The sequence below is a fragment of the Bradyrhizobium sp. WD16 genome (assembly GCF_024181725.1).
Taxonomy (GTDB): Bacteria; Pseudomonadota; Alphaproteobacteria; order Rhizobiales; family Xanthobacteraceae; genus Bradyrhizobium_A.
In genome coordinates this window covers 4,119,551-4,143,275 of record NZ_CP028908.1, presented here as the reverse complement: position 1 = coordinate 4,143,275, position 23,725 = coordinate 4,119,551, and the positions used below count along the sequence as shown (strand labels likewise).

The following is a 23,725-nucleotide window of genomic DNA, read 5'->3' as shown; positions in this document are numbered from 1 at the left end:
AAACTCCTCGGCGCCGATCAGTCCGCGGCCGCTTCGGCGTCGCCGCCGATACGGCGCGACTGCAGCACGGAAACCTTGAGATTGCGGCGGTTGGCGACCGAACGCGGTGAATCCTGATGCTTGAGCGCGTTGAAGGTCGCACGCACCATGTTGTACGGATTCGACGAACCGATCGACTTCGCCACCACGTCCTGGATGCCCAGCGTCTCGAACACGGCGCGCATCGGACCGCCGGCGATGATGCCGGTACCGGGAGGGGCCGCGCGGAGATAGACCTTGCCGGCGCCGTGACGGCCGGCAATGTCGTGATGCAGCGTGCGACCTTCGCGCAGCGGCACCCGCGTCAGATTGCGCTTGGCCGAGTCGGTGGCCTTGCGGATCGCCTCAGGAACCTCGCGCGCCTTGCCGTGGCCGAAGCCGACGCGGCCCTTCTGGTCACCGATGACGACCAGCGCCGCGAAGCCGAAGCGCTTGCCGCCCTTGACCACCTTGGCGACGCGATTGATGTGAACGAGCTTGTCGACAAACTCGCTGTCGCGCTCTTCGCGCTCCCTGTTCCGTTCGCGGCCGCCGCGTTCGCGTTCACCTGCCATGGTGCTGTCCAATCCTTGAGGAGCGCTCCGCCCCTGTCCTGTGTCCGTTCAACTTCAATCCACTGAGCCTGGCCCCGATCGGAAGATCCGGCACCCCGGCCTTCCGGACCACGCCCTTAGAAACTCAGCCCGCCTTCGCGCGCCGCATCGGCCAGCGCCTTGACGCGACCGTGATAGAGATACTGCCCGCGGTCGAAGACCACTTCCTTGACGCCGTTCTTGACGGCGCGTTCCGCCACCAGCTTGCCGACCGCGCTCGCCGCATCGATGTCGGCGCCGGTCTTGCTGCCATCGCGCAGCGACTTCTCCAGCGACGAGGCCGAAGCCAACGTCACGCCCTTCAGGTCGTCGATGACCTGGGCGTAGATGTGCTTCGACGAACGGAACACCGACAGCCGCGGGCGGCCGGCACCGGTGCGCCGCAACTGCAGCCGCACGCGATTCTTGCGACGGGCATTCGTGACCTTGAGTTTCGACATGACCCGCTCCGTTACTTCTTCTTGCCTTCCTTGCGGAAGATGAACTCGTTGGCGTACTTCACACCCTTGCCCTTATAGGGCTCCGGCGGACGATAGCCGCGGATTTCGGCGGCAACCTGACCAACCCGCTGCACGTCGATACCGTTGACGACGATCTCGGTCGGCTTCGGGGTGGTGATCGCGATGCCCTCCGGGATTGGATAGAGCACATCGTGACTATAGCCGAGAGCGAGCTGCAGGTTCTTGCCCTGCACCGCGGCGCGGTAGCCGACGCCGGTGATCTCGAGCCGCTTCTCGAAGCCCTTGGTGACCCCCTCGACCAGGTTAGCGACCTGGGCGCGGGCGGTGCCGTAAAGCGAGCGCGCGCGCTTGGTCGTAAAGCGCGGATCGACCGTGATCGCGCCGTTGTCGAGCTTCACCTCGACGTCGTCGTGGACGACGAACTGGAGCTGGCCCTTCGGACCCTTGACCTTCACGGTCTGGCCCTCGACGGTCGCCGTCACACCCGACGGCACCGCAACAGGCTTCTTGCCAACGCGGGACATTATGATCCCCTTCTCTATCAGAACACGGTGAAGAGAACTTCGCCACCCACATTCGCCTCGCGAGCGTCGTGGTCAGCCATGATTCCCTTCGGCGTGGAAAGCACTGAAATGCCGAGGCCGTTGTTGACGCGCGGCAGGTTCTTCACCGAAGCGTAGACCCGGCGGCCGGGCTTCGACACGCGCTCGATCTCGCGGATCACCGGCTCGCCGTCGAAATACTTGAGCTCGATCTCGAGCTCGCTGCGGCCGCCGGTGTGCTCCACCGAGGTGAAGTCGCGAATGTATCCCTCGGTCTTGAGCACCTCGAGCACATTGGCGCGCATCTTCGAGCCCGGGGTCGAAACCTTGGACTTGTTGCGCATCTGCGCGTTGCGGATGCGGGTGATGAGATCGCTGATCGGATCGTGCGTGGACATCTTTTCCGACCCTCCTTACCAGCTCGACTTGACGAGGCCCGGGATCAGGCCCTTCGAACCGAGCTCGCGCAGCGCGATACGGCTCAGCTTGTTCTTGCGATAGACCGAGCGCGGACGACCGGTAAGCTCGCAGCGATTGCGGATCCGCGTCGCCGACGAATTGCGCGGCATCTCGGCGAGCTTCAGCGTCGCGGCAAACCGCTCTTCCAGCGGCTTGGTCTTGTCGTTGATGATCGACTTGAGCTTGCCACGCTTGTCCGCGGCGTTCTTGGTCATCCGCCGACGCCGGTTGTTCTTCTCGATCGAACTCTTCTTCGCCATATCAGGCTCCTGAATTTCCGCGTTTGAGATCGTGTCTCACTGCCGGAAAGGGAAATTGAACGCGGTCAACAGCGCCCGCGCCTCGTCGTCGGTCGGCGCCGTGGTGCAGACCGTGATATCCATGCCCCAGGTCTCGCCGGACTTGTCGTAGTCGATTTCCGGGAAGATCAGGTGCTCCTTGATGCCGAGCGAATAGTTGCCGCGGCCGTCGAAGCTCTTGGGGTTGAGACCGCGGAAGTCGCGAACGCGCGGCAGCGCGATGTTGATCAGGCGGTCGATGAATTCGTACATCCTTGCCTTGCGCAGCGTGACGCGTGCGCCGATCGGCTGGTTCTCGCGCAGCTTGAAGGTCGCGATCGCCATGCGCGACCGGGTGATGACCGGCCTCTGGCCGGAGATCAGCGCGAGGTCGGCGGCTGCCAGCTCGACCTTCTTGCGGTCGTTGACCGCCTCGCCGACACCCATGTTGAGGACGACCTTGGACAGCTGCGGCACCTGCATGACGTTGGCGTAGCCGAACTGCTCCGTCAGCTTGGTGCGGATTTCCTCGTCGTACTGCGCGCGAAGGCGCGGAACCTGTACGGTCTCAGCCATCGATCTCTGCTCCCGAACGCTTGGCGACACGCACCTTCGTTCCATCCTGCTGAATCTTGAAACCGACGCGGGTCGGCTTGCCATCCTTGCCGACGATGGCGAGGTTGGACAGGTGGACGGGCGCCTCCTTGGAGATGATGCCGCCCTCCTGGCTCTGGGTCTGCTTCTGGTGGCGCTTGACGAGGTTGACGCCGCGCACGAGGGCACGGCCCTCGGACGGACGCACCTCAAACACCTCGCCGGTGCGACCCTTGTCGCGGCCGGTGAGCACAACCACCTTGTCGCCCTTGCGGATCTTCGCAGCCATTACAGCACCTCCGGCGCGAGCGAGATGATCTTCATGTGGTTCTTGGCGCGAAGTTCGCGCGGCACCGGTCCGAAGATACGGGTGCCGACCGGCTCCGACTGGTTGTTGATCAGCACGGCCGCGTTGCGGTCGAAGCGGATCACCGACCCGTCGGCACGGCGGATATCCTTCGCCACGCGCACGACGACCGCCTTCATGACGTCGCCCTTCTTCACCTTGCCACGCGGAATCGCTTCCTTGACGGACACGACGATAATGTCGCCGACGGTCGCATAGCGGCGCTTGGAACCCCCAAGCACCTTGATGCACATGACACGGCGCGCGCCTGAATTATCGGCCACGTCGAGGTTGGTCTGCATCTGGATCATTGATGCACCTCGTCCTCTTTCTGCTGCGCTACTGCGCGCTTAAGCTGTTTTCTTCTGGCCCTGGACGACCGTCCAGCGCTTTAACTTCGAGATCGGCTTGCTTTCCTCGATCCAGACCTGGTCGCCCGTCGAGAACTCGTTGTTCTCGTCGTGAGCGTGGTAGTTCTTGGAGCGGCGGATCGTCTTCTTGTAGATCGGGTGGGTGAAGCGGCGATCGACGCGCACCACAACCGTCTTGTCCTGCTTGTCGCTGACGACGACGCCCTGCAGAGTACGTTTCGGCATCTTCGGCCCCTTACTTGGTCTTCGCGGCGCGCTTCTTCTGCGCGGCGATGGTCTTGATGCGAGCGATGTCGCGGCGGGCTTCGCGCAGGCGCGAGGTGTTCTCGAGCTGCCCGGTTGCGCGCTGGAAGCGCAGATTGAAGCGCTCCTTCTTCAGCTTGACGATCTCGTCGTCCATCTGATCGGCGCTCATCGCACGGACATCGGCTGGTTTCAGTTCGGCCATGGCGAAAATCCTCACTCCGCGATGCGCGCGACGAAGCGCGTCTTGATCGGCAGCTTGGCGGCGGCCAAGGTCAGCGCTTCCCGCGCGGTCTGGTCAGTGACGCCGTCGATCTCGAATAGGATGCGGCCCGGCTTGACCCGCGCCACCCACAATTCGGGGGTGCCCTTGCCGGAGCCCATGCGAACTTCGGCCGGCTTCTTCGACACCGGAACGTCGGGGAAGACGCGGATCCAGACGCGGCCGACGCGCTTCATGTGACGGGTGAGCGCCCGGCGGGCGGCCTCGATCTGGCGGGCGGTGACGCGCTCCGGCTCCATCGCCTTCAGCCCGTACTGGCCGAACGACAACGTCGCGCCGGACGACGCCACGCCGTGGATCCGGCCCTTGTGCGCCTTGCGGAATTTCGTGCGCTTTGGTTGCAACATGTTCTTGTTCCCGGCTTACGCCTTCAAACCTTCTCGAAAAACCAGATCAGGCCGCGTCGCGGCGCGACCTCGGGCTGGAGCCCTCGCCTTCCGCGAGGCGCTTGTCCTGCGCCATCGGGTCGTGCTCGAGAATCTCGCCCTTGAAGATCCAGACCTTGACGCCGCAGGTGCCGAAGGTCGTGAACGCTGTGGCGACACCGTAATCGACGTCGGCGCGCAGCGTATGCAGCGGCACGCGGCCTTCACGGTACCACTCCATGCGGGCGATTTCGGCGCCGCCGAGACGGCCCGAGCAGTTGATGCGAATGCCCTCGGCGCCGAGGCGCATCGCCGACTGCACCGCGCGCTTCATGGCGCGGCGGAACGCGACGCGGCGCTCGAGCTGCTGGGCGATCGATTCGGCGACGAGCGTCGCATCGAGCTCAGGCTTGCGGATCTCGACGATGTTCAGCACCACGTCCGACGATGTGATCTCGGCAATCCGCTTGCGCAGCTTGTCGATGTCGGCACCCTTCTTGCCGATCACCACACCCGGACGCGCCGAGTGGATGGTGACGCGGCACTTCTTGTGCGGCCGCTCGATGACGATACGGGCGACAGCGGCCTGCTTGAGCTCCTTGTGCAGCAGCTCGCGGATGCGGACGTCCTCGTGCAGCAGCTTGCCGTATTCGGCCTTGCCGGCATACCAGCGGGAATCCCAGGTCCGGTTGATACCCAGACGCAGCCCGATCGGATTGATCTTCTGACCCATCGTTGTCTCCTGCGCCCTTCGTTACGCGCTCGCCTCGACCTGACGAACGACGATCGTCAGTTGCGAGAACGGTTTGAACACGCGTCCCGACCTGCCGCGACCGCGCGGCGCGAAACGCTTCATGACGATACCCTTGCCGACATGCGCCTCGGCGACGACCAGGTCGTCGACCTCGAGGTCATGATTGTTCTCGGCATTGGCAATAGCCGATTCCAGGCACTTCTTGACGTCGATCGAGATCCGCTTGCGCGAAAACTCGAGATCGGCGAGCGCAGACGACGCCTTCTTGCCGCGGATCATGGCCGCGACCAGATTGAGCTTCTGCGGGCTCACCCGCAGCATCCGGGCGACCGCCTTGGCCTCGTTATCGGCGAGGCTCCGTTCGCGCTTTGGTTTGCTCATAACCTAATCCTCAAGCCCTCTTGGCTTTCTTGTCGCCCGAATGGCCGTGGAAGGTGCGGGTCGGCGAGAACTCACCGAACTTGTGACCGACCATTTCCTCGTTGACCGCAACCGGCACGTGCTTCTGGCCGTTGTAGACGCCAAAGGTCAGGCCAACGAACTGCGGCAGGATCGTCGAGCGACGGCTCCAGATCTTGATAACGTCGTGACGGCCCGACGCGCGCGCGGCATCGGCCTTCTTCAGCAGTGAGCCCTCGACAAACGGGCCTTTCCACACCGAACGAACCATGGCGTGCGATCCTTACTTCTTCCGCTTGTGGCGGCTGGCGAGAATGAATCTCGTGGTGGACTTGTTCTTGCGGGTCTTCTTGCCCTTGGTCGGCAAGCCCCACGGGGTGACCGGGTGACGACCGCCGGAAGTGCGGCCTTCGCCGCCGCCGTGCGGGTGATCGATCGGGTTCATAGCGACGCCGCGGTTGTGCGGGCGGCGACCAAGCCAGCGCTTGCGGCCGGCCTTGCCGATCGACGTGTTCATGTGGTCCGGATTGGACACCGCACCGATGCTGGCGATGCAGCGGCCGTGCACCAGGCGCTGTTCGCCCGAGTTGAGACGCAGGATGACGTAGTCCTGGTCGCGACCGACGATCTGGGCGTAGGTGCCGGCCGACCGGGCGATCTGACCACCCTTGCCGATCTTCATCTCGATGTTGTGGACGATGGTGCCGACCGGCATGTTGCCCAGCGGCATCACGTTGCCCGGCTTGACGTCGACGTAGTTGCCGGCGACGACGGTGTCACCCACCGCGAGGCGCTGCGGCGCCAGGATGTAGGCCTGCTCGCCGTCCTGATACTTGATCAGAGCGATGAACGCGGTGCGGTTGGGGTCGTATTCCAGCCGCTCCACGGTCGCCGGCGCGTCCTGCTTGGCGCGCTTGAAATCGACGACGCGGTAGGCCTTCTTGTGGCCGCCGCCGCGGAAGCGCACGGTGATGCGCCCGGTGGCGTTGCGACCGCCGCTCGAGGACTTGCCCTCGGTCAGCGTCTTGACCGGCTTGCCCTTGTAGAGCGCGGAACGATCGACCATCACCAGCTGGCGCTGGCCCGGCGTCGTGGGATTGAATGTCTTCAGTGCCATCGTCGTGTCGCCTTACAATCCGGTCGTGACGTCGATGCGGTGGCCCTCTTCCAGGGTCACGATTGCGCGCTTGCTGTCAGACTGCGTACCGAAGGTGCCGCGGAAGACCTTGGTCTTGCCCTTGCGGACAATCGTATTCACGCTCTTGACCTTGACGTCGAACAGCTTCTCGACTGCTTCCTTGATCTGCGGCTTGGTCGCCTTCGGCGCCACCTTGAACACGACCTGATTGTGTTCCGAGGCAGTCGTCGCCTTTTCGGTGATGACCGGCGCCACGATCACGTCATAATGCTTCGCATCGATGGTCATTTGAAGCGCGCCTCCAGCGCATCGACGGCCGCCTTGGTCAGAACCAGCTTCCGACGGCGCAGGATGTCGTAGACGTTGATGCCCTGGACCGGCAGCACGTCGATATTGGGGATGTTACGCGCCGCAGCCGCGAAGCCGTTGTTCACTTCGGCACCGTCGACGATCAGGGCGTTGGTGAGGCCGAGGCCCGAGAAATGCCCGGACAGCACCTTGGTCTTGGCGTCGTTGAGCTCGGCGCTATCCAGCACGATGAGCCCGCCATCCTTGGCCTTGGCGGAGAGCGCATGGCGCAGGGCCAGCGCGCGCACCTTCTTCGGCAGATCGATGGCATGGCTGCGCACGACCGGACCGAAGGCACGACCGCCGCCGCGGAACTGCGGCACGCGGGCCGAGCCGTGACGGGCGCCGCCGGTGCCCTTCTGCTTGTACATCTTCTTGCCGGTGCGCCAGACCTCGGCGCGATCCTTGGCCTTGTGAGTGCCGGCCTGGCGCTTGGCGAGCTGCCAGATCACGCAGCGCTGGATGATATCCGCGCGCGGCTCGAGACCGAAGATCTCATCCGACAGCTTGACCGACCCGGCGGCCTTGCCTTCGAGCGTGGTGACGTTCAGTTCCATCACGCGCCCTCCTTCTCGACGGCGGCTTCGCCGCCATTGGCTACCTTGAACTTGCCGGGCTTCGGCGCATCCTTCGGCAGCGGTTTTTTCACCGCATCGCGCACGGTGATCCAGCCGCCCTTGGAGCCCGGAACGGCGCCCTCCACCAGGACGAGGCCGCGCTCGACGTCGGTCGACACCACACGCAGGTTCAGCGTGGTGATGCGGTCGACACCCATGTGGCCGGGCATCTTCTTGTTCTTGAAGGTCTTGCCGGGATCCTGGCGGCCGCCGGTCGAACCGATCGAACGGTGCGAGATCGACACGCCGTGAGTGGCGCGCAGACCGCCGAAATTCCAGCGCTTCATGCCGCCGGCAAAGCCCTTACCGACCGAGGTGCCGGTGACGTCGACAAACTGGCCGACGACAAAATGGTCGGCCTGGATCTCGGCGCCGACCGGCAGCACCGCATCGTCGGACACGCGGAACTCGGCCACCTTGCGCTTCGGTTCAACCTTGGCGATGGCGAACTGGCCACGCTCGGCCTTCGGCAGATACACCGACTTGCGCGAGCCGGAACCGAGCTGCAGCGCGGTGTAGCCGTTCTTGTCCTTGGTGCGGTGCGCCAGCACCTGGCAGTTGCTCAACTTCAGGACCGTGACGGGAATATGCTCGCCGGTCTCGGTAAAGACCCGCGTCATCCCGACTTTCTGAGCGATCACTCCGGAACGCATTGGCGTTCTTCCTATCTCTTCGTCCGAAACCGGACCTTGATCTTAAAGCTTGATCTCGACATCCACGCCGGCGGCGAGGTCGAGCTTCATCAGCGCGTCCACGGTCTGCGGGGTCGGATCGACGATGTCGAGCAGGCGCTTGTGGGTGCGCATCTCGAACTGCTCGCGGCTCTTCTTGTCGACGTGCGGCGAACGGTTGACGGTGAACTTCTCGATGCGCGTCGGCAGCGGGATGGGCCCGCGCACCTGAGCGCCGGTCCGTTTCGCCGTATTCACGATCTCACGGGTCGACGTATCGAGGATGCGATGGTCGAACGCCTTGAGCCGGATGCGGATGTTTTGGCCGTTCATTGCCGTTGTCTTTCTTTCGTCTTCGCCCCTCGGGAGCGAGGCGGTCACAACTTCTTGGTCTTCGCGTCTCTTGGAAAGCGGTCATCCGCGGCGAACCGCGGATGACCCGGCGCCCGTTCAAGGGCGCGATCGCTTACTCGATGATCGAGGCGACGACGCCGGCACCGACGGTGCGGCCGCCCTCGCGGATGGCGAAGCGCAGCTTCTCTTCCATGGCGATCGGCACGATCAGATGCACTTCCATGGCGATGTTGTCGCCCGGCATCACCATCTCGGTGCCCTCCGGCAGGTGCACCACACCGGTCACGTCGGTGGTGCGGAAGTAGAACTGCGGACGGTAGTTGGTGAAGAACGGCGTATGGCGGCCGCCCTCCTCCTTGGTCAGGATATAGGCCTCGGCCTTGAACTTGGTGTGCGGCTTCACCGAACCCGGCTTGCACAGCACTTGGCCGCGCTCCACTTCCTCGCGCTTGGTGCCGCGCAGCAGCGCGCCGATGTTGTCGCCGGCCTGGCCCTGGTCGAGCAGCTTGCGGAACATCTCGACGCCGGTCACCGTGGTCTTCTGCGTCGGCTTCAGGCCGACGATCTCGATTTCCTCGCCGACCTTGATCACGCCGCGCTCGACACGGCCGGTCACCACGGTGCCGCGACCCGAGATCGAGAACACGTCTTCCACCGGCATCAGGAACGGCTGGTCGATCGGACGCTCCGGCTGCGGAATGTACTCGTCAACATTGCGCATCAGTTCCAGGATCGCGTCGTGGCCGAGCTTCGGATCCTTGTTCTCCAGCGCCGCCAACGCCGAACCCTTGATGATCGGGATCTTGTCGCCCGGGAAGTTATACTTCGACAGCAGTTCGCGGACCTCAAGCTCGACCAGCTCCAGAAGCTCCGGATCGTCGACCATGTCGCACTTGTTGAGGAACACCACGATCGCCGGAACGCCGACCTGACGCGCCAGCAGGATGTGCTCGCGGGTCTGCGGCATCGGGCCGTCCGCCGCCGACACCACCAGGATCGCGCCGTCCATCTGCGCCGCGCCGGTGATCATGTTCTTGACGTAGTCGGCGTGCCCCGGGCAGTCGACGTGGGCATAGTGCCGGTTCGCAGTCTCGTACTCGACATGCGCCGTCGAGATCGTGATGCCGCGCGCCTTCTCTTCCGGCGCCTTGTCAATCTGGTCGTATGCCGTGAACGTCGCGCCGCCCGTCTCCGCAAGCACCTTCGTGATCGCCGCAGTCAGCGACGTCTTGCCGTGGTCGACGTGACCAATCGTCCCGATGTTGCAATGCGGCTTCGTACGTTCAAACTTCTCTTTGGCCATGACACTCTCCGTTCAGGCTTTGACAGTCGTCAAAGGCGATCAGGCAAACTTCTTCTGGACTTCCGCTGACACGTTGGCCGGAGCCTCGGCGTAGTGGTCAAACTGCATCGTGAAGGTCGCGCGACCCTGGCTCATGGAGCGCAGGTTGTTCACGTAACCGAACATGTTCATGAGCGGCACCATCGCGTTGATGACGTTGGCGTTGCCGCGCATGTCCTGCCCCTGGATCTGGCCACGGCGGGAGTTGAGGTCGCCAATCACCGATCCGGTGTAGTCTTCAGGTGTCACCACCTCGACCTTCATGATCGGCTCGAGCAGCACCGACTTGCCCTTCTGCAGGGCTTCGCGGAACGCAGCGCGCGAGGCGATTTCGAAGGCCAGCGCCGAGGAGTCGACGTCATGGAAGGCGCCGTCCACCAGCTGGACCTTGACGTCGACCACCGGGAAGCCGGCGACCACACCCGAGGTCAAAACGCTGTTGAGGCCCTTTTCGACGCCCGGGATGTATTCCTTCGGCACCGCGCCGCCGACGATCTTGGACTCGAATTCGAAGCCCTTGCCCGGCTCGTTCGGCTCGACGACGAACTTCACCCGGGCGAACTGGCCGGTACCACCGGTCTGCTTCTTGTGGGTGTAGTCGACCTCGGCCGGCTTGGTGATCTTTTCGCGGAACGCCACCTGCGGCGCGCCGATATTGGCGTCGACCTTGTAGGTCCGCTTCAGGATGTCGACCTTGATGTCGAGATGGAGCTCGCCCATGCCCTTGAGGATGGTCTGGCCGGACTCCTGATCGGTGGAGACACGGAAGGACGGATCCTCGGCGGCAAGCTTCGCCAAGGCGATGCCCAGCTTCTCCTGATCGGCCTTCGACTTCGGCTCGATCGCAATCTCGATGACCGGCTCCGGAAATTCCATCTTTTCGAGGATCACCGGCTCATCGGGATCGCACAGCGTGTCACCGGTGCGCGCTTCCTTGAGGCCCGCCAGCGCGACGATGTCGCCAGCATAGGCTTCCTTGATGTCCTCACGGTTGTTGGCATGCATCAGCAACATGCGCCCGATCCGCTCCTTGCGGTCGCGGGTCGAATTGATGACGCCAGTGCCCGACACCAGCGTGCCGGAATAGATGCGGCAGAAGGTAATGGTGCCGACGAAGGGGTCGTCCATGATCTTGAAGGCAAGCAGCGCCAACGGCTCCTTGTCCTCCGCCTTGCGCACCACCTCGTTGCCGTCCTCGTCGATGCCCTTGATCGCGGGCACGTCGATCGGCGACGGCAGGTAGTCGACCACGGCGTCGAGCAGCGGCTGCACGCCCTTGTTCTTGAAGGCCGAACCGCACAGCACCGGATAGAAGGCGCCGCTCAGCACCGCCTTGCGGATCAGCCTCTTGAGCGTCGCCTCGTCCGGCTCCTTGCCGTCGAGATAGGCGGCCATGACGCCGTCATCGAGCTCGACGGCGGCCTCCAACATCTTCTCGCGGTATTCCTTGGCCTTGTCGAGCAGGTCCGCCGGGATCTCATCGTCCTCATACTTGGCGCCGAGGGCCTCGTCCTTCCAGACCACGGCCTTCATGCGCACGAGGTCGATCACCCCCTTGAAGGTGTTCTCGGCGCCGATCGGCAGCTGGATCGCGATCGGCTTGGCGCCGAGCCGGTCGATGATATCCTGCAGACACTTGTAGAAATCGGCACCCGTCTTATCCATCTTGTTGGCGAAGACGATACGCGGCACGCGGTACTTGTCGCCCTGGCGCCAGACCGTTTCGGTCTGAGGCTCGACGCCCTGGTTGCTATCGAGCACGCAGACAGCGCCGTCGAGCACGCGCAGCGAACGCTCCACCTCGATGGTGAAGTCGACGTGGCCGGGGGTATCGATGATGTTCAGGCGCTTACCATTCCAGAACGCGGTGGTGGCAGCAGACGTGATCGTGATGCCACGCTCCTGCTCCTGCTCCATCCAGTCCATCGTCGCGGCGCCCTCATGCACCTCGCCGATCTTGTGGCTCTTGCCGGTGTAATAGAGGATGCGCTCGGTGGTCGTGGTCTTGCCGGCGTCGATATGCGCCATGATACCGAAATTACGGTAATCCTCGATGGCATGTTGGCGGGGCATTGGCCTGTCCTTAAAACTTTCAGTTCCGGTCGCAGTTACCAGCGATAATGCGAGAACGCGCGGTTGGCTTCCGCCATCTTGTGCACGTCTTCACGCTTCTTGACCGCGTTCCCCCGATTGTTCGACGCATCGAGCAACTCCGCGGAGAGCCGCTCGGTCATGGTCTTCTCGTTGCGACCGCGCGCCGCCGTGATCAGCCAGCGGATACCGAGGGCCTGACGACGAGTCGCACGGACTTCGACCGGCACCTGGTAGGTGGCGCCACCGACGCGGCGGGAGCGAACCTCGATGGTCGGCATGACGTTGTCGAGCGCCTGCTCGAACACCGTCAACGGGCTCTGCTTGGTCTTGGTCTCGATGATGCCGAAGGCGCCGTAGACGATGCTCTCGGCAACCGACTTCTTCCCGGCATACATGATCGAGTTCATGAACTTGGTGACGATGATGTTTCCGAACTTCGGATCCGGAAGCACTTCGCGCTTTTCGGCAGAATGGCGACGGGACATGATATGAGCGCTCCTGCTTACTTCGGACGCTTGGCGCCGTACTTCGAGCGGCGCTGCTTACGGTTCTTGACGCCCTGGGTATCGAGGACGCCGCGGAGGATGTGATAGCGAACGCCGGGAAGGTCCTTGACGCGACCGCCGCGGATCATGACCACCGAGTGCTCCTGGAGGTTATGACCTTCGCCCGGGATATAGCCAATGACCTCGAAGCCGTTGGTCAGGCGCACCTTGGCGACCTTGCGGAGCGCCGAGTTCGGCTTCTTCGGCGTCGTGGTGTAGACGCGCGTGCAAACGCCACGCTTCTGCGGAGACTGCTGCAGAGCCGGCACCTTCTTGCGCGCCTTCTGGACGGTGCGCGGATTTGCGATCAGCTGGTTGATCGTCGGCATTGTTCGCCTTCACCCTCGTTCGCGCGAAACCTCGCGGTTTCGCAAATTATGCGGGCTGCCCGCCCAATCGGGTCCGCCTTGCGTTCTTTGCATCCACGCAAAACGAAATCACGCCAACCGCTCGTCGCTCGAGCGGTAGGCGCTTCGACGCCACAGAGGATCACGAAACGCGACAGGAGCGCACCGCGATCATGCTTCCGGCACCCCGCCGCCCGAAGCGCGTCCGGACTTAAAGGGTCGTCATTGGCATTGACTGGCTATATCGACAGCGTTTGAGCGACATTCGTCGAGGTTGGTGCCCGCCTCACTCCGATCATTTTCGGGGATTTGGGTGGTCCGTTCCGACGCAGACGAAGCTCACCGCCTGTCGTTAAGTGGGCGGGTTCTAACGGCCAGGACATGGCAAGTCAAGGCCTAACCCGAGGCAAGAAAGTGCTTTGGCAGAAGCACTTTTGCAATTGCGGCCGCGGCTGACAACAGCCCCGAAGGCGCGGCGCGCCGACTCTCGGAGAATCGGTTTGCGGCGCCGCCGCCCCGCCTGGTCGCGCCCCCTGCCCGCTCGGCCACTGGCCGACTCCGGTTCCGCTTCCTCATGGTATCATATTGTGGGAACTGAGCCGCCAACGCGGCCGAATCGGTCGCGCCAGATACCGCAAGACGCGAATCGCGCCGGACCGCGCCAGAGCGACCCGTGGCTAGTGTTCCGGTTTTAACGTTCGCATCCCTTTGCAGCGCGCGCTTATACGAACATCAGAACCAAGGGGACACCGGTATAGCTATGATTCTATTGCTGTTTTTATCGGCACGCGTACGGCGAATTCGCTGCGATGCTGATACGGGCGTCAGATCCACCGCACTAAGGCCTGTCCTCAATTGAGCCAGATGATAACCGCCGCGAGGTGGATTGCGGCGAGGAAATTTCTGGCGGTTTTGTCGTAGCGGGTAGCGATGGCGCGGTATTGCTTGAGCTTGCAGAAGAAATTCTCGATGAGATGGCGTGCCTTATAGGCGTGCTTGTCGAAATCGCGCTGGAGCTGCCGGTGGCGCCTGGGCGGGATCACGACCGACTTTCCCCGTGCCAGCAAAGGGGCAATCACCCGTTCGTCGGCGTCGAAGGCCTTGTCTGCCAATAAGGCGTCGGCCGCCATGTCGGGCAGCAGTGCATCGGCGCCCTCCAGATCATGGGCTTGGCCGGGCGTCAGGATGAAGTCCAGCGGATTGCCCAGGGCATCGACAAGCGCATGGATCTTGGTGCTCAGCCCGCCTTTGCTGCGCCCGATAGCTTGGTTTTCGCCGTCTTTTTTTGTGCGCCGGCACTGTGCTGATGCGCCCGCACGATCGTGCTGTCGATCATCGCGTACTCATTGTCGGCATCGCTCGCCAGCATCTTAAACAGCTTCTTCCACACCCCGCTCTTCGTCCAGCGCGAAAAACGCGTATGTATCTTGATCGGATCGCCGAAGCGTTCGGGCAAATCTCGCCAAGGGATCCCGGCTCGATAGCGGTAGATCACCGCTTCTACAAACAGCCGATTGTCTTTGGCCGTGACCCCTACATGCCCTTCACGTCCGGGCAAAATATCCTTGATCCTATCCCATTGATCGTCCCGAAGGGCGTAGCGGCGCATTTGGTCAGCTCCGAATCAGCTGACCGCCTATGAATCATGCGATAATCTGCTTGGGAATCCTCTAATTGAGGACAGGCTCTAGTGTCCTGTCTCCGAATTACCGCTTCATTTGCCTCACCCTCGCACGGTAATTCGGAGACATAAAGGACACTAGCAAAATCAAAGCGCTAGTGTGGCTTATGTCTCGCAATTGCCTACGAGAGACTGGCCGCAAAGGCGGTGGGCAATTGCGAGACGCCACACTAGAACGCCTCATGCACGGCGGCTGGTGAAGAAATGGTTACCGGCCGCGTCGCCGGTCAGCTCCGCTCGACTGCCGCCGAGCCCGGCCGGGCACCCCGCCGACGGCACACCCGGCTCAATCTTCATCGTCCTCGTCGTCGTCGTCATCCTCCTCCTCGTCCTGGGGATGATGCGGGGCGTGCAGCTGGTCGTCCCAGAGCTGGCGATAGACGCCACCGCGCGCCAGCAGCTCGTCGTGGGTGCCGCGCTCGATCGCCCTGCCGCCCGAAATGACGATGATCTCGTCCATCTCCACCACCGAGGTCAGGCGATGGGTCGAGAAGATCATGGTGCGGCCGCGAGCGAGATTGAGCAGGGTGCGGTTGATCGCCGCTTCGGTGGTCTGATCGAGGGCCGAGGTCGCCTCGTCGAGCAGCAGCACGGACGGATTGCGGACGATGGCGCGGGCGATGGCAATGCGCTGGCGCTGGCCGCCCGACAGGGTTTCGCCGCGTTCGCCGATGACGGTGTCGTAGCCCTCCGGCAGCGTCATGATGTGGCTGTGGATCTCGGCGTTCTTGGCCGCCTCGATCACTTCGACGTCGGTGGCGCCCTCCTTGCCGAGCCGGATGTTCTCCATCACCGACATGTTGAACAGCATGTTCTCCTGGAACACCACCGCCATGCTCTGCCGCAGCGACTCGCGGGTCACCCGGCGAATGTCGACCCCGTCGATGGTGATCTTGCCGTCGTCGGGCGTGTAGAGGCGCAGGATGAGATTGAGCAGCGTGCTCTTGCCCGAGCCGCTCGGTCCGACGATGGCGATGGTCTTGCCGACGTCGAGCTTCAGGCTCAAACCGTCGAGCACCGGCCTGTCGCTGTTCTCGTAGGTGAAGGAGACGCGATCGAAGGTGATGTCGTGGGTAATGCGCGGCAAGTCCGGCGCGCCCGGGCGGTCGGCGCCGCGCTGCGGTTCATCGAGCAGCTCCTGCATGTGCCGGACCGCGGCGGCCGAGGAGATCGCCACCGGGATGAAATGCATGATGTGGGCGATGTTGTAGGACACCTCCCAGAACGCGCTCTCGAAGGTGACGAAGGTGCCGACGGTGATCTGGCCATTGGTGGCGAGATAGGCCCCGATCGCCAGCACGACGAGGTGCAGGAGCAGCACCGAGATCGTCACCGTCCGCTCCACCATCGTGGAGAGGAAGGTGGCCTTGATCATGGTGCGCAGCGTTTCGCGGTTGCGCATGCCGAACCAGCCGAGCGCCCGGCGCTTGAGCCCGAACGCCTTCACCACCGCCTGCGCAGCCACGTTCTCCTGCACCTGGGAAAGAATCGCCGATTCGTTGACCTTCTGGTCGTAATTGGCCTGCACCGCCTTAGGGGTGAGAATCCGCGGCCCGATCAGGGTGATCGGAAAGACCAGCAGCGCCACCGCGGCAAGCTGCCAGTTCAGCAGGATCATTAGCACGATGCCGGCGATCAGCTCGAACAGTGGCAGCAGCGCGCTGTTGGCGAGGTGCTTGACCGAGCCTTCGTAGGCGGCCATGTCGACCGAAAAGCGGGACAGGATGTCACCGCGCTTGACCCGGGCGAAGAACAGGATCGGCAGGTTCTGGATGTGCTCGAACATCCGGGTGCGGACGTCGGCAATCACCGCCGAGGCGGTGCGCGCGTCCCACCACTCATACCACACCGCGACGATCGAGGTGACCACACCGGCCGCCGCCAGCGCCGACAGGATGATGACCAGCGCATGGAAATCCTCTTCGCCGAGCGCGTCGTCGATGAGGTATTTCAGGCTGAGCGGCATGAACACGTTGAACAGTGTCTCAACCAGCAGGCCGATGCCGACAAACAGCATGCCCCTGCGGTAGGCCCGCAGGTAAGGCACCGTGAAACGATAGAGTGTGGCGAAAGCGCCGGCCGCCTCGCGGGCGGTGAAGGCGAGCAGTTCCTCGTCGTCTTCTTCGTCGTCGTCGAGATCGAGTGAAGGCGGTGGCGGCAGCGGCGGCACCGCGGGACCGGCGGTGACGGCGATCTGGCCCTTGTCCGCAGTGGTCCTGGCAGTGGGATCGGCGATATGACCGGCGGCGGCATCCGACGGCGCGTCGTTGGCGGCATCGCCGCCCGCAGCCTGCGTATTGCCCGGAATCACCCCTTCAGACGCCGGCTTGGACACCATGGAATGAACCCGCGGATTCGACCTGCCCCCGGCGGCGGACCGCCGATCGACGCCGTCGCTGTCAGCCGCGTCTTGCGAAGTCTGCTCTAATCGTCGGCGTCCAGCTTGTCAAAAAACGAGTAGCGCAGGCTGTCGGCGTCGATGTACCAGCTGCCCGGCCCCTTGCCGGCGGCCAGCGTCGCCTCCCAGACCTGGTCCATGCTGTCGCGCCGATTCATGGTCAAATCGAAGCCACTGCCGAAGAACAGTTCCGACCACTCCCACCAGGTTGCAAGCTTCTTGACGCCGCGCAGCAGGTCGTACTGATCGAGCAGCGCCGCCGGCATGTCGCTCGTCACGGAGCCGAACATCAGCCCGGTTTTGGCGACGCGGTGCAATTCACGAATCGCCTTCGGCACCTGTCGGGGCGCGACATGACACAGGCAAGTTTCGAACACGAAGTCGAACTGGTTGTTGCGGAACGGCAGCTTTGTGACGGACCCCAGCTTGTTGTACTTGCGCAACGCCTTTGGAGTGCGGGCGTGGATGGTGCGGTTGTTTTCGACGCCCCAGGCGTCGATGCCCCGCTCGCGCAGCGCACCGACCAGTTCGCCACTGGCCGAGCCCGCCACTAGAAGCCGCGAGCCCTTCACCTTGCCCCAGACGATCCGGAACAGCTCTACAAGATAATCGGGATCGGTGAAGCGTTGCCACACCTCGTGATAGGGGCCGACCCCGCGATAGTTGTCGAAATAGCTGCGATCGATCTTGTCCGACGGCGGCTTGCCGCCGGCGCCGCGCACATAGCGCAGCTTGATCATCTCGGTGACGATGATGTCGGTCGCCGCGTCCGAGGAATCGAGCAGGCCGTTGAGGGTCGAGTCGAACAGGTAATCGCCGACCACCACCAGGCCCGGATGATCGACCGGCTCGGGACGATGATTGGTGATGACGTCGCGCGCCGGCAATCCGCCCGGAACGGCATTCACCGAGGAAATCCAGCGGTGGATCTTGCCCTCGAGGAAATGGGCTCGGGCGTCGCCAAGTTCCGCCGGCAACGTCTTCAGCGCCACATCGACCAGCTGCTCGTCGCTCAGCCCGACATAGGCGAGCGCATCGGAACCGGGGATCAGCCAGTTCAGCACGCCGTTGCTGCCGACATCATGCCGCGAGCCTTCGACATAGACGCAGCAGCCGCCAAAGGCCTCGGACATGAACCAGGAGCCGGGGATCTTCTCGCCCCAGAACGGGCTGTCGAACAGCACAGAGACGCGCAGGTAATGCGCCGGCCGGTCGAAATAGGCGACGTGCTTGACCATCGACTGGCGCAGCTTCTCGCCCTCGAAATTGACCGTGGCGAGCCAGTTGTGCGGCAGGCACAGCAGCACCAGGTCGAACTCGCGGCTGACCGGATTCTTTCCGTTGAGCATGTCGAGGCGGTAACGTCCGTTGCCGTTCTTGCCGACCTTGAGGATGCGGTGGTTGAGCTCGATCTTGGCGTCGATCTCCGACTGCAGGCACGAGATCAGCTGCTCGTTGCCGTTCTGGATGGAATACAGGCCGATATAGCCGTCGATATCCATCACGAAGTTCTTGAGCGCGTTCAGCCCGGTGGTGTTGTGGGGTTCGGTCGCGATATCGGAACGCGCCATGACCTTGAAGAAGCGCTTGGCGACAGGATCCGGCACCTCGCGGTCGAGCAATTCCTCGCAATTGACGAAGGCCCACGAATGCTCGTTGTCGTGGGCGCCAACGCCTTCATAGTACTCCGTCGGCGAGATCTGTTCGGCGCAGAGCTTGCGGAAGGCGACGATGGCGTCCGCGGTCTTCGGGCCGTATTTGCGTCGCATCCCGGGAACGTCATCGAGCAGCGTGCCGTCGAGCACCACCTGCTCGGCATCCATCGGGATCGTCTGCAGTCCGAAATGCTGGATCAGCTCGCGCAACGGGTCGGGCCCGCTCATCGAGTAGTCGTAGATCTCGGCGACGCCGGCCTCGTACATCGCCGGGGCGCTCTCGAACTTTCGGGTCATGATCTTGCCGCCGACCCGGTCGGTGGCTTCGAAAACCGTAACCCGGGCGAGATTGCCGAGCTTCTTACGCAGGTACCAGGCGCTCATGAGGCCGCCTGGCCCACCCCCAACGATCGCTAAGTCGAGCATGATGATCCTGTTGCGCCGTTGTCCGGCCTGAAACCCAAAGTCAGTTTAATCAGAGCGCTTCTCGATATGAAAGCTTGATGAACAAGCGGCCTCGGATGCGGCTTTGCCCTGCAAATCAGCAAAAAGGCCGGCTTCCGCCGGCCTTTCGCATACTATTGTGCCTGATCGGCGCGTCACTCGGCCGGCGGCAGCGCCAGCGGCTCGGGCTGGGGCGCCGACGGCACGATGGCCTCGGCCTGCCTCTCGCGCTCGTCGAGAATCAGCTTGTCGCGCTTGGTGGCGACTTCGCGGATCTTCGACATGGAGGCGCCGGTGCCGGCCGGAATGAGCCGGCCGACAATGACGTTCTCCTTGAGGCCCTCCAACGGGTCCACCTTGCCGTTGACGGCGGCTTCGGTGAGGACACGCGTGGTTTCCTGGAAGGACGCCGCCGAGAAGAACGACCGCGTCTGCAGGCTCGCCTTGGTGATGCCGAGCAACACCGGGGTGCCGGTGGCGGGCTTCTTGCCCTCCTCCAGCGCCTTGGCATTGAGCTGGTCGAACTCGATCTTGTCGACCTGCTCGCCGGAGATCATGTCCGTGTCGCCCTGCTCGGTGACTTCCACCTTCTGCAGCATCTGACGGACGATGACTTCGATGTGCTTGTCGTTGATGAGCACGCCCTGCAGCCGGTAGACCTCCTGGATCTCGTTGACCAGATAGGCCGCGAGCTCCTCGATGCCCTTGATCGCCAGGATGTCGTGTGGTGCCGGGTTGCCTTCGACGATGAAGTCCCCCTTCTCCACCACGTCGCCGTCCTGGAGATGGATGTGCTTGCCCTTCGGGATCAGGTACTCGCGCGGCTCCTCGGTCTTGTCGAGCGGCTCGATCGAGATCCGGCGCTTGTTCTTGTAGTCGCGACCGAAGCGGATTGTGCCGGCGATTTCCGCGATGATCGCGGCATCCTTCGGCTTGCGCGCCTCGAACAGCTCCGCCACCCGCGGCAGACCGCCGGTGATGTCGCGCGTCTTGGCGCTTTCGGTCGAGATACGCGCGACGACGTCGCCCGCCTTGACCTGAGCCCCCACGTCGACCGACAGGATGGCATCGACCGCCAGCATGTAGCGGGCATCGCCGCCACGCTGCAGCTTGAGCACCTTGCCGTCCTTGCCCTTGACCACGATGGCCGGACGCAGATCGGCGCCGCGGCCGGTGGTGCGCCAGTCGATGACGACGCGCTTGGCGATACCGGTCGCCTCGTCGAGGGTTTCGGAGATCGACTGGCCTTCGACCAGATCCTCGAAACCGATGACGCCATCGACCTCGGTCAGGATCGGGCGGGTATAGGGATCCCACTCCGCGATACGCTGACCGCGCTTGATGGTGTCGCCGTCGTCGACGCGCATGCGCGCGCCGTACTGGATGCGATGGGTTGCACGGTCGGTGCCATCGGCATCGACCACCGCCACCACCATGTTGCGCACCATCGCGATGGCGTGCCCTTCCGAGTTGTTGGCGATCGCCCTGTTGCGGATCTCGATCTTGCCGTCGAAGTTGGTTTCGATGAACGACTGCTCGTTGATCTGCGCCGCGCCGCCGATGTGGAAGGTGCGCATCGTGAGCTGGGTGCCCGGTTCGCCGATCGACTGGGCGGCGATGACGCCGACCGCTTCGCCGTGGTTGACCGGGGTACCGCGGGCAAGGTCGCGCCCGTAGCACTTGCCGCAGATGCCGTTGACCAGCTCGCAAGTCAGCGCCGAGCGGATCTTGATCTCCTGGATGCCGGCCTGGGTGATGGCGTCGACGTGGCTCTCCTCCATCAGGGAGCCGCGCTTGACCAGCACGTTGTTGGTGGCCGGATCACGCACGTCCTCGCCGGCGGTGCGGCCGAGGATGCGCGAGGATAGCGAGGCGACGACAGTACCGGCATCGATGATGGCGCGCATCTTGATGCCCTGGCTGGTACCGCAGTCATCAGCCGTGATGATGCAGTCCTGCGCAACGTCGACCAGACGCCGGGTCAGGTAGCCGGAGTTCGCCGTCTTCAACGCGGTGTCCGCGAGGCCCTTACGGGCGCCGTGGGTCGAGTTGAAGTACTCCATCACCGACAGCCCCTCCTTGAAGTTGGAGATGATCGGCGTCTCGATGATCTCGCCCGACGGCTTGGCCATCAGGCCGCGCATGCCGGCGAGCTGACGCATCTGCGCCGGCGAACCGCGGGCGCCCGAGTGGGCCATCATGTAGATCGAGTTGACCTGAGCGACTTCCCCGGTCTTCGGGTTCTTCTTGACCGAGGAGATCTCCTTCATCATCTCCTCGGCGATCTTTTCGGTCGCCTTCGACCAGGCGTCGACCACCTTGTTGTACTTCTCGCCCTGGGTGATCAGGCCGTCGTTGTACTGCTGCTCGAATTCCTTCGCCATCGTCCGGGTGTCGTCGACGATCTTCCACTTGCCGTGCGGCACGACCATGTCGTCCTTGCCGAACGAGATGCCCGCCTTGAAGGCGTTGTAAAAGCCCAGCGCCATGATGCGGTCGCAGAAGATCACGGTCTCCTTCTGGCCGCAGTGACGATAGACGAGGTCGATCACGCCCGAGATCTCGCGCTTGGTCATCAGCTTGTTGATGACCTCGAACGGCACCTTGGGCGACTTCGGCAGCACCTGGCCGAGCAGCACTCGGCCCGGCGTCGTCTCGATCCAGCGCCGCACCGGCTCGCCGGTCTCGCCGAGGCCGTCCCAGCGCCATTTGATCTTGGTGTGCAGATGCACGGCCTTCGCGAACAGCGCGTGTTCGAGCTCCGCCATCTCGCCGAACAGTTTGCCCTCGCCGGGCAGGCCTTCACGCAGCAGCGACAGGTAGTACAGGCCGAGGACGATATCCTGCGACGGCACGATGATCGGCTGACCGTTGGCGGGGTGCAGAATGTTGTTGGTCGACATCATCAGCACGCGCGCCTCGAGCTGCGCTTCCAGTGACAGCGGCACGTGGACCGCCATCTGGTCGCCGTCGAAGTCCGCATTGAAGGCGGCGCAGACCAGCGGGTGAAGCTGGATCGCCTTGCCTTCGATCAGTACCGGCTCGAAGGCCTGAATACCGAGGCGATGCAGCGTCGGCGCGCGGTTGAGCAGCACCGGATGCTCGCGAATGACCTCGTCCAGGATATCCCACACCTCGGGACGCTCCTTCTCGACGAGCTTCTTCGCCTGCTTGACGGTCGTGGACAAGCCTTTGGCGTCGAGCCGCGAGTAGATGAACGGCTTGAACAGCTCGAGCGCCATCTTCTTCGGCAGGCCGCACTGATGCAGGCGCAGTTCCGGACCGACGACGATGACCGAGCGACCCGAATAGTCGACGCGCTTGCCGAGCAGGTTCTGACGGAAGCGGCCCTGCTTGCCCTTGAGCATGTCCGCGAGCGACTTCAGCGGTCGCTTGTTGGCGCCCGTGATGACGCGGCCGCGGCGGCCGTTGTCGAACAGTGCGTCGACGGCCTCCTGCAGCATGCGCTTTTCGTTGCGGATGATGATGTCCGGCGCGCGCAGCTCCATCAGCCGCTTGAGGCGGTTGTTGCGGTTGATGACGCGGCGATAGAGATCGTTGAGGTCGGAGGTCGCGAAACGGCCGCCGTCGAGCGGCACGAGCGGACGCAAATCCGGCGGAATCACCGGGACGACCGTCATGATCATCCATTCGGGCTTGTTGCCCGAGTTACGGAAGGCTTCAACGATCTTCAGCCGCTTGGCGTACTTCTTGTGCTTGATGTCGGACTCGGTCTCGCCCATCTCGACGCGCAGCTGCGCCTCGAGCTTCTCGAGGTCGAGGCCCTTGAGCAGCTCGCGGATCGCCTCCGCGCCGATCATGGCGGTGAAGGAATCCTGGCCGAACTCGTCCTGCGCCCGGAGATATTCCTCCTCGGACAGCAGCTGACGGTCATTGAGCGAGGTCAGGCCAGGCTCGAGCACCACGTAATATTCGAAGTACAGGATCCGCTCGAGATCCTTCAGCGTCATATCGAGCAGCAGGCCGATGCGGCTCGGCAGCGACTTCAGGAACCAGATGTGAGCGACCGGGGCGGCGAGCTCGATATGCCCCATGCGCTCGCGCCGGACGCGCGACAGCGTCACTTCGACCGAACACTTCTCGCAGATGATGCCCTTGTACTTCATGCGCTTGTACTTGCCGCACAAGCACTCGTAGTCCTTGATCGGTCCGAAGATGCGGGCGCAGAACAGACCGTCGCGCTCCGGCTTGAAGGTTCGGTAGTTGATCGTCTCCGGCTTCTTGATCTCGCCGTAGGACCACGAGAGAATCTTTTCCGGCGACGCGATCGAGATGCGGATCTGGTCGAAGACCTGAGCCGGCGTCGTCGGATTGAAGAGGTTCATAATCTCTTGGTTCATCGT

At 63.4% G+C, this 23,725-nt stretch carries 26 protein-coding genes and 1 pseudogene; all 27 read right to left on the bottom strand.

The window, feature by feature from the left end:
* Window positions 1–17 precede the first annotated feature (17 nt).
* Entirely contained in the window at window positions 18–593 is a 576-nt protein-coding gene (rpsE, locus tag DB459_RS19220; protein ID WP_253706843.1) for a 30S ribosomal protein S5, read from the bottom strand.
* Between the two features lie 116 nt (window positions 594–709).
* Window positions 710–1,072 carry a 50S ribosomal protein L18 gene (gene rplR, locus DB459_RS19215; protein WP_253706842.1) on the bottom strand — a complete coding sequence of 121 codons (363 nt, stop codon included), beginning with the start codon at window positions 1,070–1,072 and terminating at the stop codon, window positions 710–712.
* 11 nt (window positions 1,073–1,083) lie between these two features.
* Complete coding sequence (rplF, locus tag DB459_RS19210) at window positions 1,084–1,617, bottom strand: 50S ribosomal protein L6 (RefSeq protein WP_253706841.1); 534 nt, start codon at window positions 1,615–1,617, stop codon at window positions 1,084–1,086.
* A gap of 17 nt (window positions 1,618–1,634) precedes the next feature.
* Window positions 1,635–2,033, bottom strand: coding sequence for a 30S ribosomal protein S8 (gene rpsH, locus DB459_RS19205; protein ID WP_253706840.1), 399 nt, complete (start codon window positions 2,031–2,033; stop codon window positions 1,635–1,637).
* 15 nt (window positions 2,034–2,048) lie between these two features.
* Entirely contained in the window at window positions 2,049–2,354 is a 306-nt protein-coding gene (gene rpsN / locus DB459_RS19200) for a 30S ribosomal protein S14 (RefSeq protein WP_253706839.1), read from the bottom strand.
* Window positions 2,355–2,390: 36 nt separating this feature from the next.
* Window positions 2,391–2,948 (bottom strand): 50S ribosomal protein L5, encoded by a 558-nt coding sequence (gene rplE / locus DB459_RS19195; protein WP_253706838.1) that lies wholly within the window; start codon window positions 2,946–2,948, stop codon window positions 2,391–2,393.
* Window positions 2,941–3,255, bottom strand: coding sequence for a 50S ribosomal protein L24 (gene rplX / locus DB459_RS19190; RefSeq protein WP_253706837.1), 315 nt, complete (start codon window positions 3,253–3,255; stop codon window positions 2,941–2,943). Before rplX ends, rplE begins: the two co-directional genes overlap by 8 nt.
* Window positions 3,255–3,623 carry a 50S ribosomal protein L14 gene (gene rplN, locus DB459_RS19185; RefSeq protein ID WP_042002496.1) on the bottom strand — a complete coding sequence of 123 codons (369 nt, stop codon included), beginning with the start codon at window positions 3,621–3,623 and terminating at the stop codon, window positions 3,255–3,257. Before rplN ends, rplX begins: the two co-directional genes overlap by 1 nt.
* A gap of 39 nt (window positions 3,624–3,662) precedes the next feature.
* A complete protein-coding gene (gene rpsQ / locus DB459_RS19180) occupies window positions 3,663–3,908 on the bottom strand; it encodes a 30S ribosomal protein S17 (RefSeq protein WP_253706836.1) in 246 nt (81 codons plus the stop codon).
* Between the two features lie 10 nt (window positions 3,909–3,918).
* Window positions 3,919–4,131, bottom strand: coding sequence for a 50S ribosomal protein L29 (rpmC, locus tag DB459_RS19175; protein ID WP_253706835.1), 213 nt, complete (start codon window positions 4,129–4,131; stop codon window positions 3,919–3,921).
* Between the two features lie 11 nt (window positions 4,132–4,142).
* The gene (gene rplP, locus DB459_RS19170) at window positions 4,143–4,556 is read right to left on the bottom strand and encodes a 50S ribosomal protein L16 (RefSeq protein WP_253706834.1); all 414 of its coding nucleotides are present in this window, start codon (window positions 4,554–4,556) and stop codon (window positions 4,143–4,145) included.
* Window positions 4,557–4,602: 46 nt separating this feature from the next.
* Window positions 4,603–5,307 (bottom strand): 30S ribosomal protein S3, encoded by a 705-nt coding sequence (gene rpsC, locus DB459_RS19165; RefSeq protein ID WP_253706833.1) that lies wholly within the window; start codon window positions 5,305–5,307, stop codon window positions 4,603–4,605.
* A gap of 21 nt (window positions 5,308–5,328) precedes the next feature.
* On the bottom strand, window positions 5,329–5,709 hold the full coding sequence (gene rplV / locus DB459_RS19160; RefSeq protein WP_253706832.1) for a 50S ribosomal protein L22: 381 nt from the start codon (window positions 5,707–5,709) through the stop codon (window positions 5,329–5,331).
* A gap of 10 nt (window positions 5,710–5,719) precedes the next feature.
* Window positions 5,720–5,998 carry a 30S ribosomal protein S19 gene (rpsS, locus tag DB459_RS19155; RefSeq protein WP_074116739.1) on the bottom strand — a complete coding sequence of 93 codons (279 nt, stop codon included), beginning with the start codon at window positions 5,996–5,998 and terminating at the stop codon, window positions 5,720–5,722.
* Between the two features lie 12 nt (window positions 5,999–6,010).
* Window positions 6,011–6,844 carry a 50S ribosomal protein L2 gene (gene rplB / locus DB459_RS19150; protein WP_253706831.1) on the bottom strand — a complete coding sequence of 278 codons (834 nt, stop codon included), beginning with the start codon at window positions 6,842–6,844 and terminating at the stop codon, window positions 6,011–6,013.
* A 12-nt stretch (window positions 6,845–6,856) separates the two neighbouring features.
* Entirely contained in the window at window positions 6,857–7,153 is a 297-nt protein-coding gene (locus DB459_RS19145) for a 50S ribosomal protein L23 (RefSeq protein WP_253706830.1), read from the bottom strand.
* Window positions 7,150–7,770, bottom strand: coding sequence for a 50S ribosomal protein L4 (gene rplD / locus DB459_RS19140; RefSeq protein ID WP_253706829.1), 621 nt, complete (start codon window positions 7,768–7,770; stop codon window positions 7,150–7,152). Before rplD ends, DB459_RS19145 begins: the two co-directional genes overlap by 4 nt.
* Window positions 7,770–8,483, bottom strand: coding sequence for a 50S ribosomal protein L3 (gene rplC, locus DB459_RS19135; protein ID WP_253706828.1), 714 nt, complete (start codon window positions 8,481–8,483; stop codon window positions 7,770–7,772). Before rplC ends, rplD begins: the two co-directional genes overlap by 1 nt.
* Window positions 8,484–8,525: 42 nt before the next feature.
* A complete protein-coding gene (gene rpsJ / locus DB459_RS19130) occupies window positions 8,526–8,834 on the bottom strand; it encodes a 30S ribosomal protein S10 (RefSeq protein WP_002712302.1) in 309 nt (102 codons plus the stop codon).
* Window positions 8,835–8,967: 133 nt separating this feature from the next.
* Complete coding sequence (gene tuf, locus DB459_RS19125) at window positions 8,968–10,158, bottom strand: elongation factor Tu (protein WP_253706803.1); 1,191 nt, start codon at window positions 10,156–10,158, stop codon at window positions 8,968–8,970.
* A 39-nt stretch (window positions 10,159–10,197) separates the two neighbouring features.
* Window positions 10,198–12,270 carry an elongation factor G gene (fusA, locus tag DB459_RS19120; protein WP_253706827.1) on the bottom strand — a complete coding sequence of 691 codons (2,073 nt, stop codon included), beginning with the start codon at window positions 12,268–12,270 and terminating at the stop codon, window positions 10,198–10,200.
* A 35-nt stretch (window positions 12,271–12,305) separates the two neighbouring features.
* Window positions 12,306–12,776 (bottom strand): 30S ribosomal protein S7, encoded by a 471-nt coding sequence (gene rpsG, locus DB459_RS19115; protein WP_253706826.1) that lies wholly within the window; start codon window positions 12,774–12,776, stop codon window positions 12,306–12,308.
* A 17-nt stretch (window positions 12,777–12,793) separates the two neighbouring features.
* Window positions 12,794–13,165 (bottom strand): 30S ribosomal protein S12, encoded by a 372-nt coding sequence (rpsL, locus tag DB459_RS19110; protein ID WP_253706825.1) that lies wholly within the window; start codon window positions 13,163–13,165, stop codon window positions 12,794–12,796.
* Window positions 13,166–14,034: 869 nt separating this feature from the next.
* Window positions 14,035–14,792 (bottom strand): annotated as a pseudogene (locus DB459_RS19105) (IS5 family transposase).
* 358 nt (window positions 14,793–15,150) lie between these two features.
* Window positions 15,151–17,202, bottom strand: a complete 2,052-nt coding sequence (locus DB459_RS19100; RefSeq protein ID WP_253706824.1) for an ABC transporter ATP-binding protein — start codon at window positions 17,200–17,202, stop codon at window positions 15,151–15,153.
* Between the two features lie 86 nt (window positions 17,203–17,288).
* The gene (locus tag DB459_RS19095) at window positions 17,289–19,343 is read right to left on the bottom strand and encodes an FAD-dependent oxidoreductase (protein WP_253706823.1); all 2,055 of its coding nucleotides are present in this window, start codon (window positions 19,341–19,343) and stop codon (window positions 17,289–17,291) included.
* Window positions 19,344–19,516: 173 nt separating this feature from the next.
* Window positions 19,517–23,722 (bottom strand): DNA-directed RNA polymerase subunit beta', encoded by a 4,206-nt coding sequence (gene rpoC / locus DB459_RS19090; protein WP_253706822.1) that lies wholly within the window; start codon window positions 23,720–23,722, stop codon window positions 19,517–19,519.
* Window positions 23,723–23,725 lie beyond the last annotated feature (3 nt).

Bases quoted from the DNA above. Each gene is read 5' to 3' on its own strand.
- rpsE (WP_253706843.1), bottom strand. From the start codon at position 593: ATGGCAGGTGAACGCGAACGCGGCGGCCGCGAACGGAACAGGGAGCGC.
- rplR (WP_253706842.1), bottom strand. From the start codon at position 1,072: ATGTCGAAACTCAAGGTCACGAATGCCCGTCGCAAGAATCGCGTGCGG.
- rplF (WP_253706841.1), bottom strand. From the start codon at position 1,617: ATGTCCCGCGTTGGCAAGAAGCCTGTTGCGGTGCCGTCGGGTGTGACG.
- rpsH (WP_253706840.1), bottom strand. From the start codon at position 2,033: ATGTCCACGCACGATCCGATCAGCGATCTCATCACCCGCATCCGCAAC.
- rpsN (WP_253706839.1), bottom strand. From the start codon at position 2,354: ATGGCGAAGAAGAGTTCGATCGAGAAGAACAACCGGCGTCGGCGGATG.
- rplE (WP_253706838.1), bottom strand. From the start codon at position 2,948: ATGGCTGAGACCGTACAGGTTCCGCGCCTTCGCGCGCAGTACGACGAG.
- rplX (WP_253706837.1), bottom strand. From the start codon at position 3,255: ATGGCTGCGAAGATCCGCAAGGGCGACAAGGTGGTTGTGCTCACCGGC.
- rplN (WP_042002496.1), bottom strand. From the start codon at position 3,623: ATGATCCAGATGCAGACCAACCTCGACGTGGCCGATAATTCAGGCGCG.
- rpsQ (WP_253706836.1), bottom strand. From the start codon at position 3,908: ATGCCGAAACGTACTCTGCAGGGCGTCGTCGTCAGCGACAAGCAGGAC.
- rpmC (WP_253706835.1), bottom strand. From the start codon at position 4,131: ATGGCCGAACTGAAACCAGCCGATGTCCGTGCGATGAGCGCCGATCAG.
- rplP (WP_253706834.1), bottom strand. From the start codon at position 4,556: ATGTTGCAACCAAAGCGCACGAAATTCCGCAAGGCGCACAAGGGCCGG.
- rpsC (WP_253706833.1), bottom strand. From the start codon at position 5,307: ATGGGTCAGAAGATCAATCCGATCGGGCTGCGTCTGGGTATCAACCGG.
- rplV (WP_253706832.1), bottom strand. From the start codon at position 5,709: ATGAGCAAACCAAAGCGCGAACGGAGCCTCGCCGATAACGAGGCCAAG.
- rpsS (WP_074116739.1), bottom strand. From the start codon at position 5,998: ATGGTTCGTTCGGTGTGGAAAGGCCCGTTTGTCGAGGGCTCACTGCTG.
- rplB (WP_253706831.1), bottom strand. From the start codon at position 6,844: ATGGCACTGAAGACATTCAATCCCACGACGCCGGGCCAGCGCCAGCTG.
- DB459_RS19145 (WP_253706830.1), bottom strand. From the start codon at position 7,153: ATGACCATCGATGCGAAGCATTATGACGTGATCGTGGCGCCGGTCATC.
- rplD (WP_253706829.1), bottom strand. From the start codon at position 7,770: ATGGAACTGAACGTCACCACGCTCGAAGGCAAGGCCGCCGGGTCGGTC.
- rplC (WP_253706828.1), bottom strand. From the start codon at position 8,483: ATGCGTTCCGGAGTGATCGCTCAGAAAGTCGGGATGACGCGGGTCTTT.
- rpsJ (WP_002712302.1), bottom strand. From the start codon at position 8,834: ATGAACGGCCAAAACATCCGCATCCGGCTCAAGGCGTTCGACCATCGC.
- tuf (WP_253706803.1), bottom strand. From the start codon at position 10,158: ATGGCCAAAGAGAAGTTTGAACGTACGAAGCCGCATTGCAACATCGGG.
- fusA (WP_253706827.1), bottom strand. From the start codon at position 12,270: ATGCCCCGCCAACATGCCATCGAGGATTACCGTAATTTCGGTATCATG.
- rpsG (WP_253706826.1), bottom strand. From the start codon at position 12,776: ATGTCCCGTCGCCATTCTGCCGAAAAGCGCGAAGTGCTTCCGGATCCG.
- rpsL (WP_253706825.1), bottom strand. From the start codon at position 13,165: ATGCCGACGATCAACCAGCTGATCGCAAATCCGCGCACCGTCCAGAAG.
- DB459_RS19100 (WP_253706824.1), bottom strand. From the start codon at position 17,202: ATGGTGTCCAAGCCGGCGTCTGAAGGGGTGATTCCGGGCAATACGCAG.
- DB459_RS19095 (WP_253706823.1), bottom strand. From the start codon at position 19,343: ATGCTCGACTTAGCGATCGTTGGGGGTGGGCCAGGCGGCCTCATGAGC.
- rpoC (WP_253706822.1), bottom strand. From the start codon at position 23,722: ATGAACCAAGAGATTATGAACCTCTTCAATCCGACGACGCCGGCTCAG.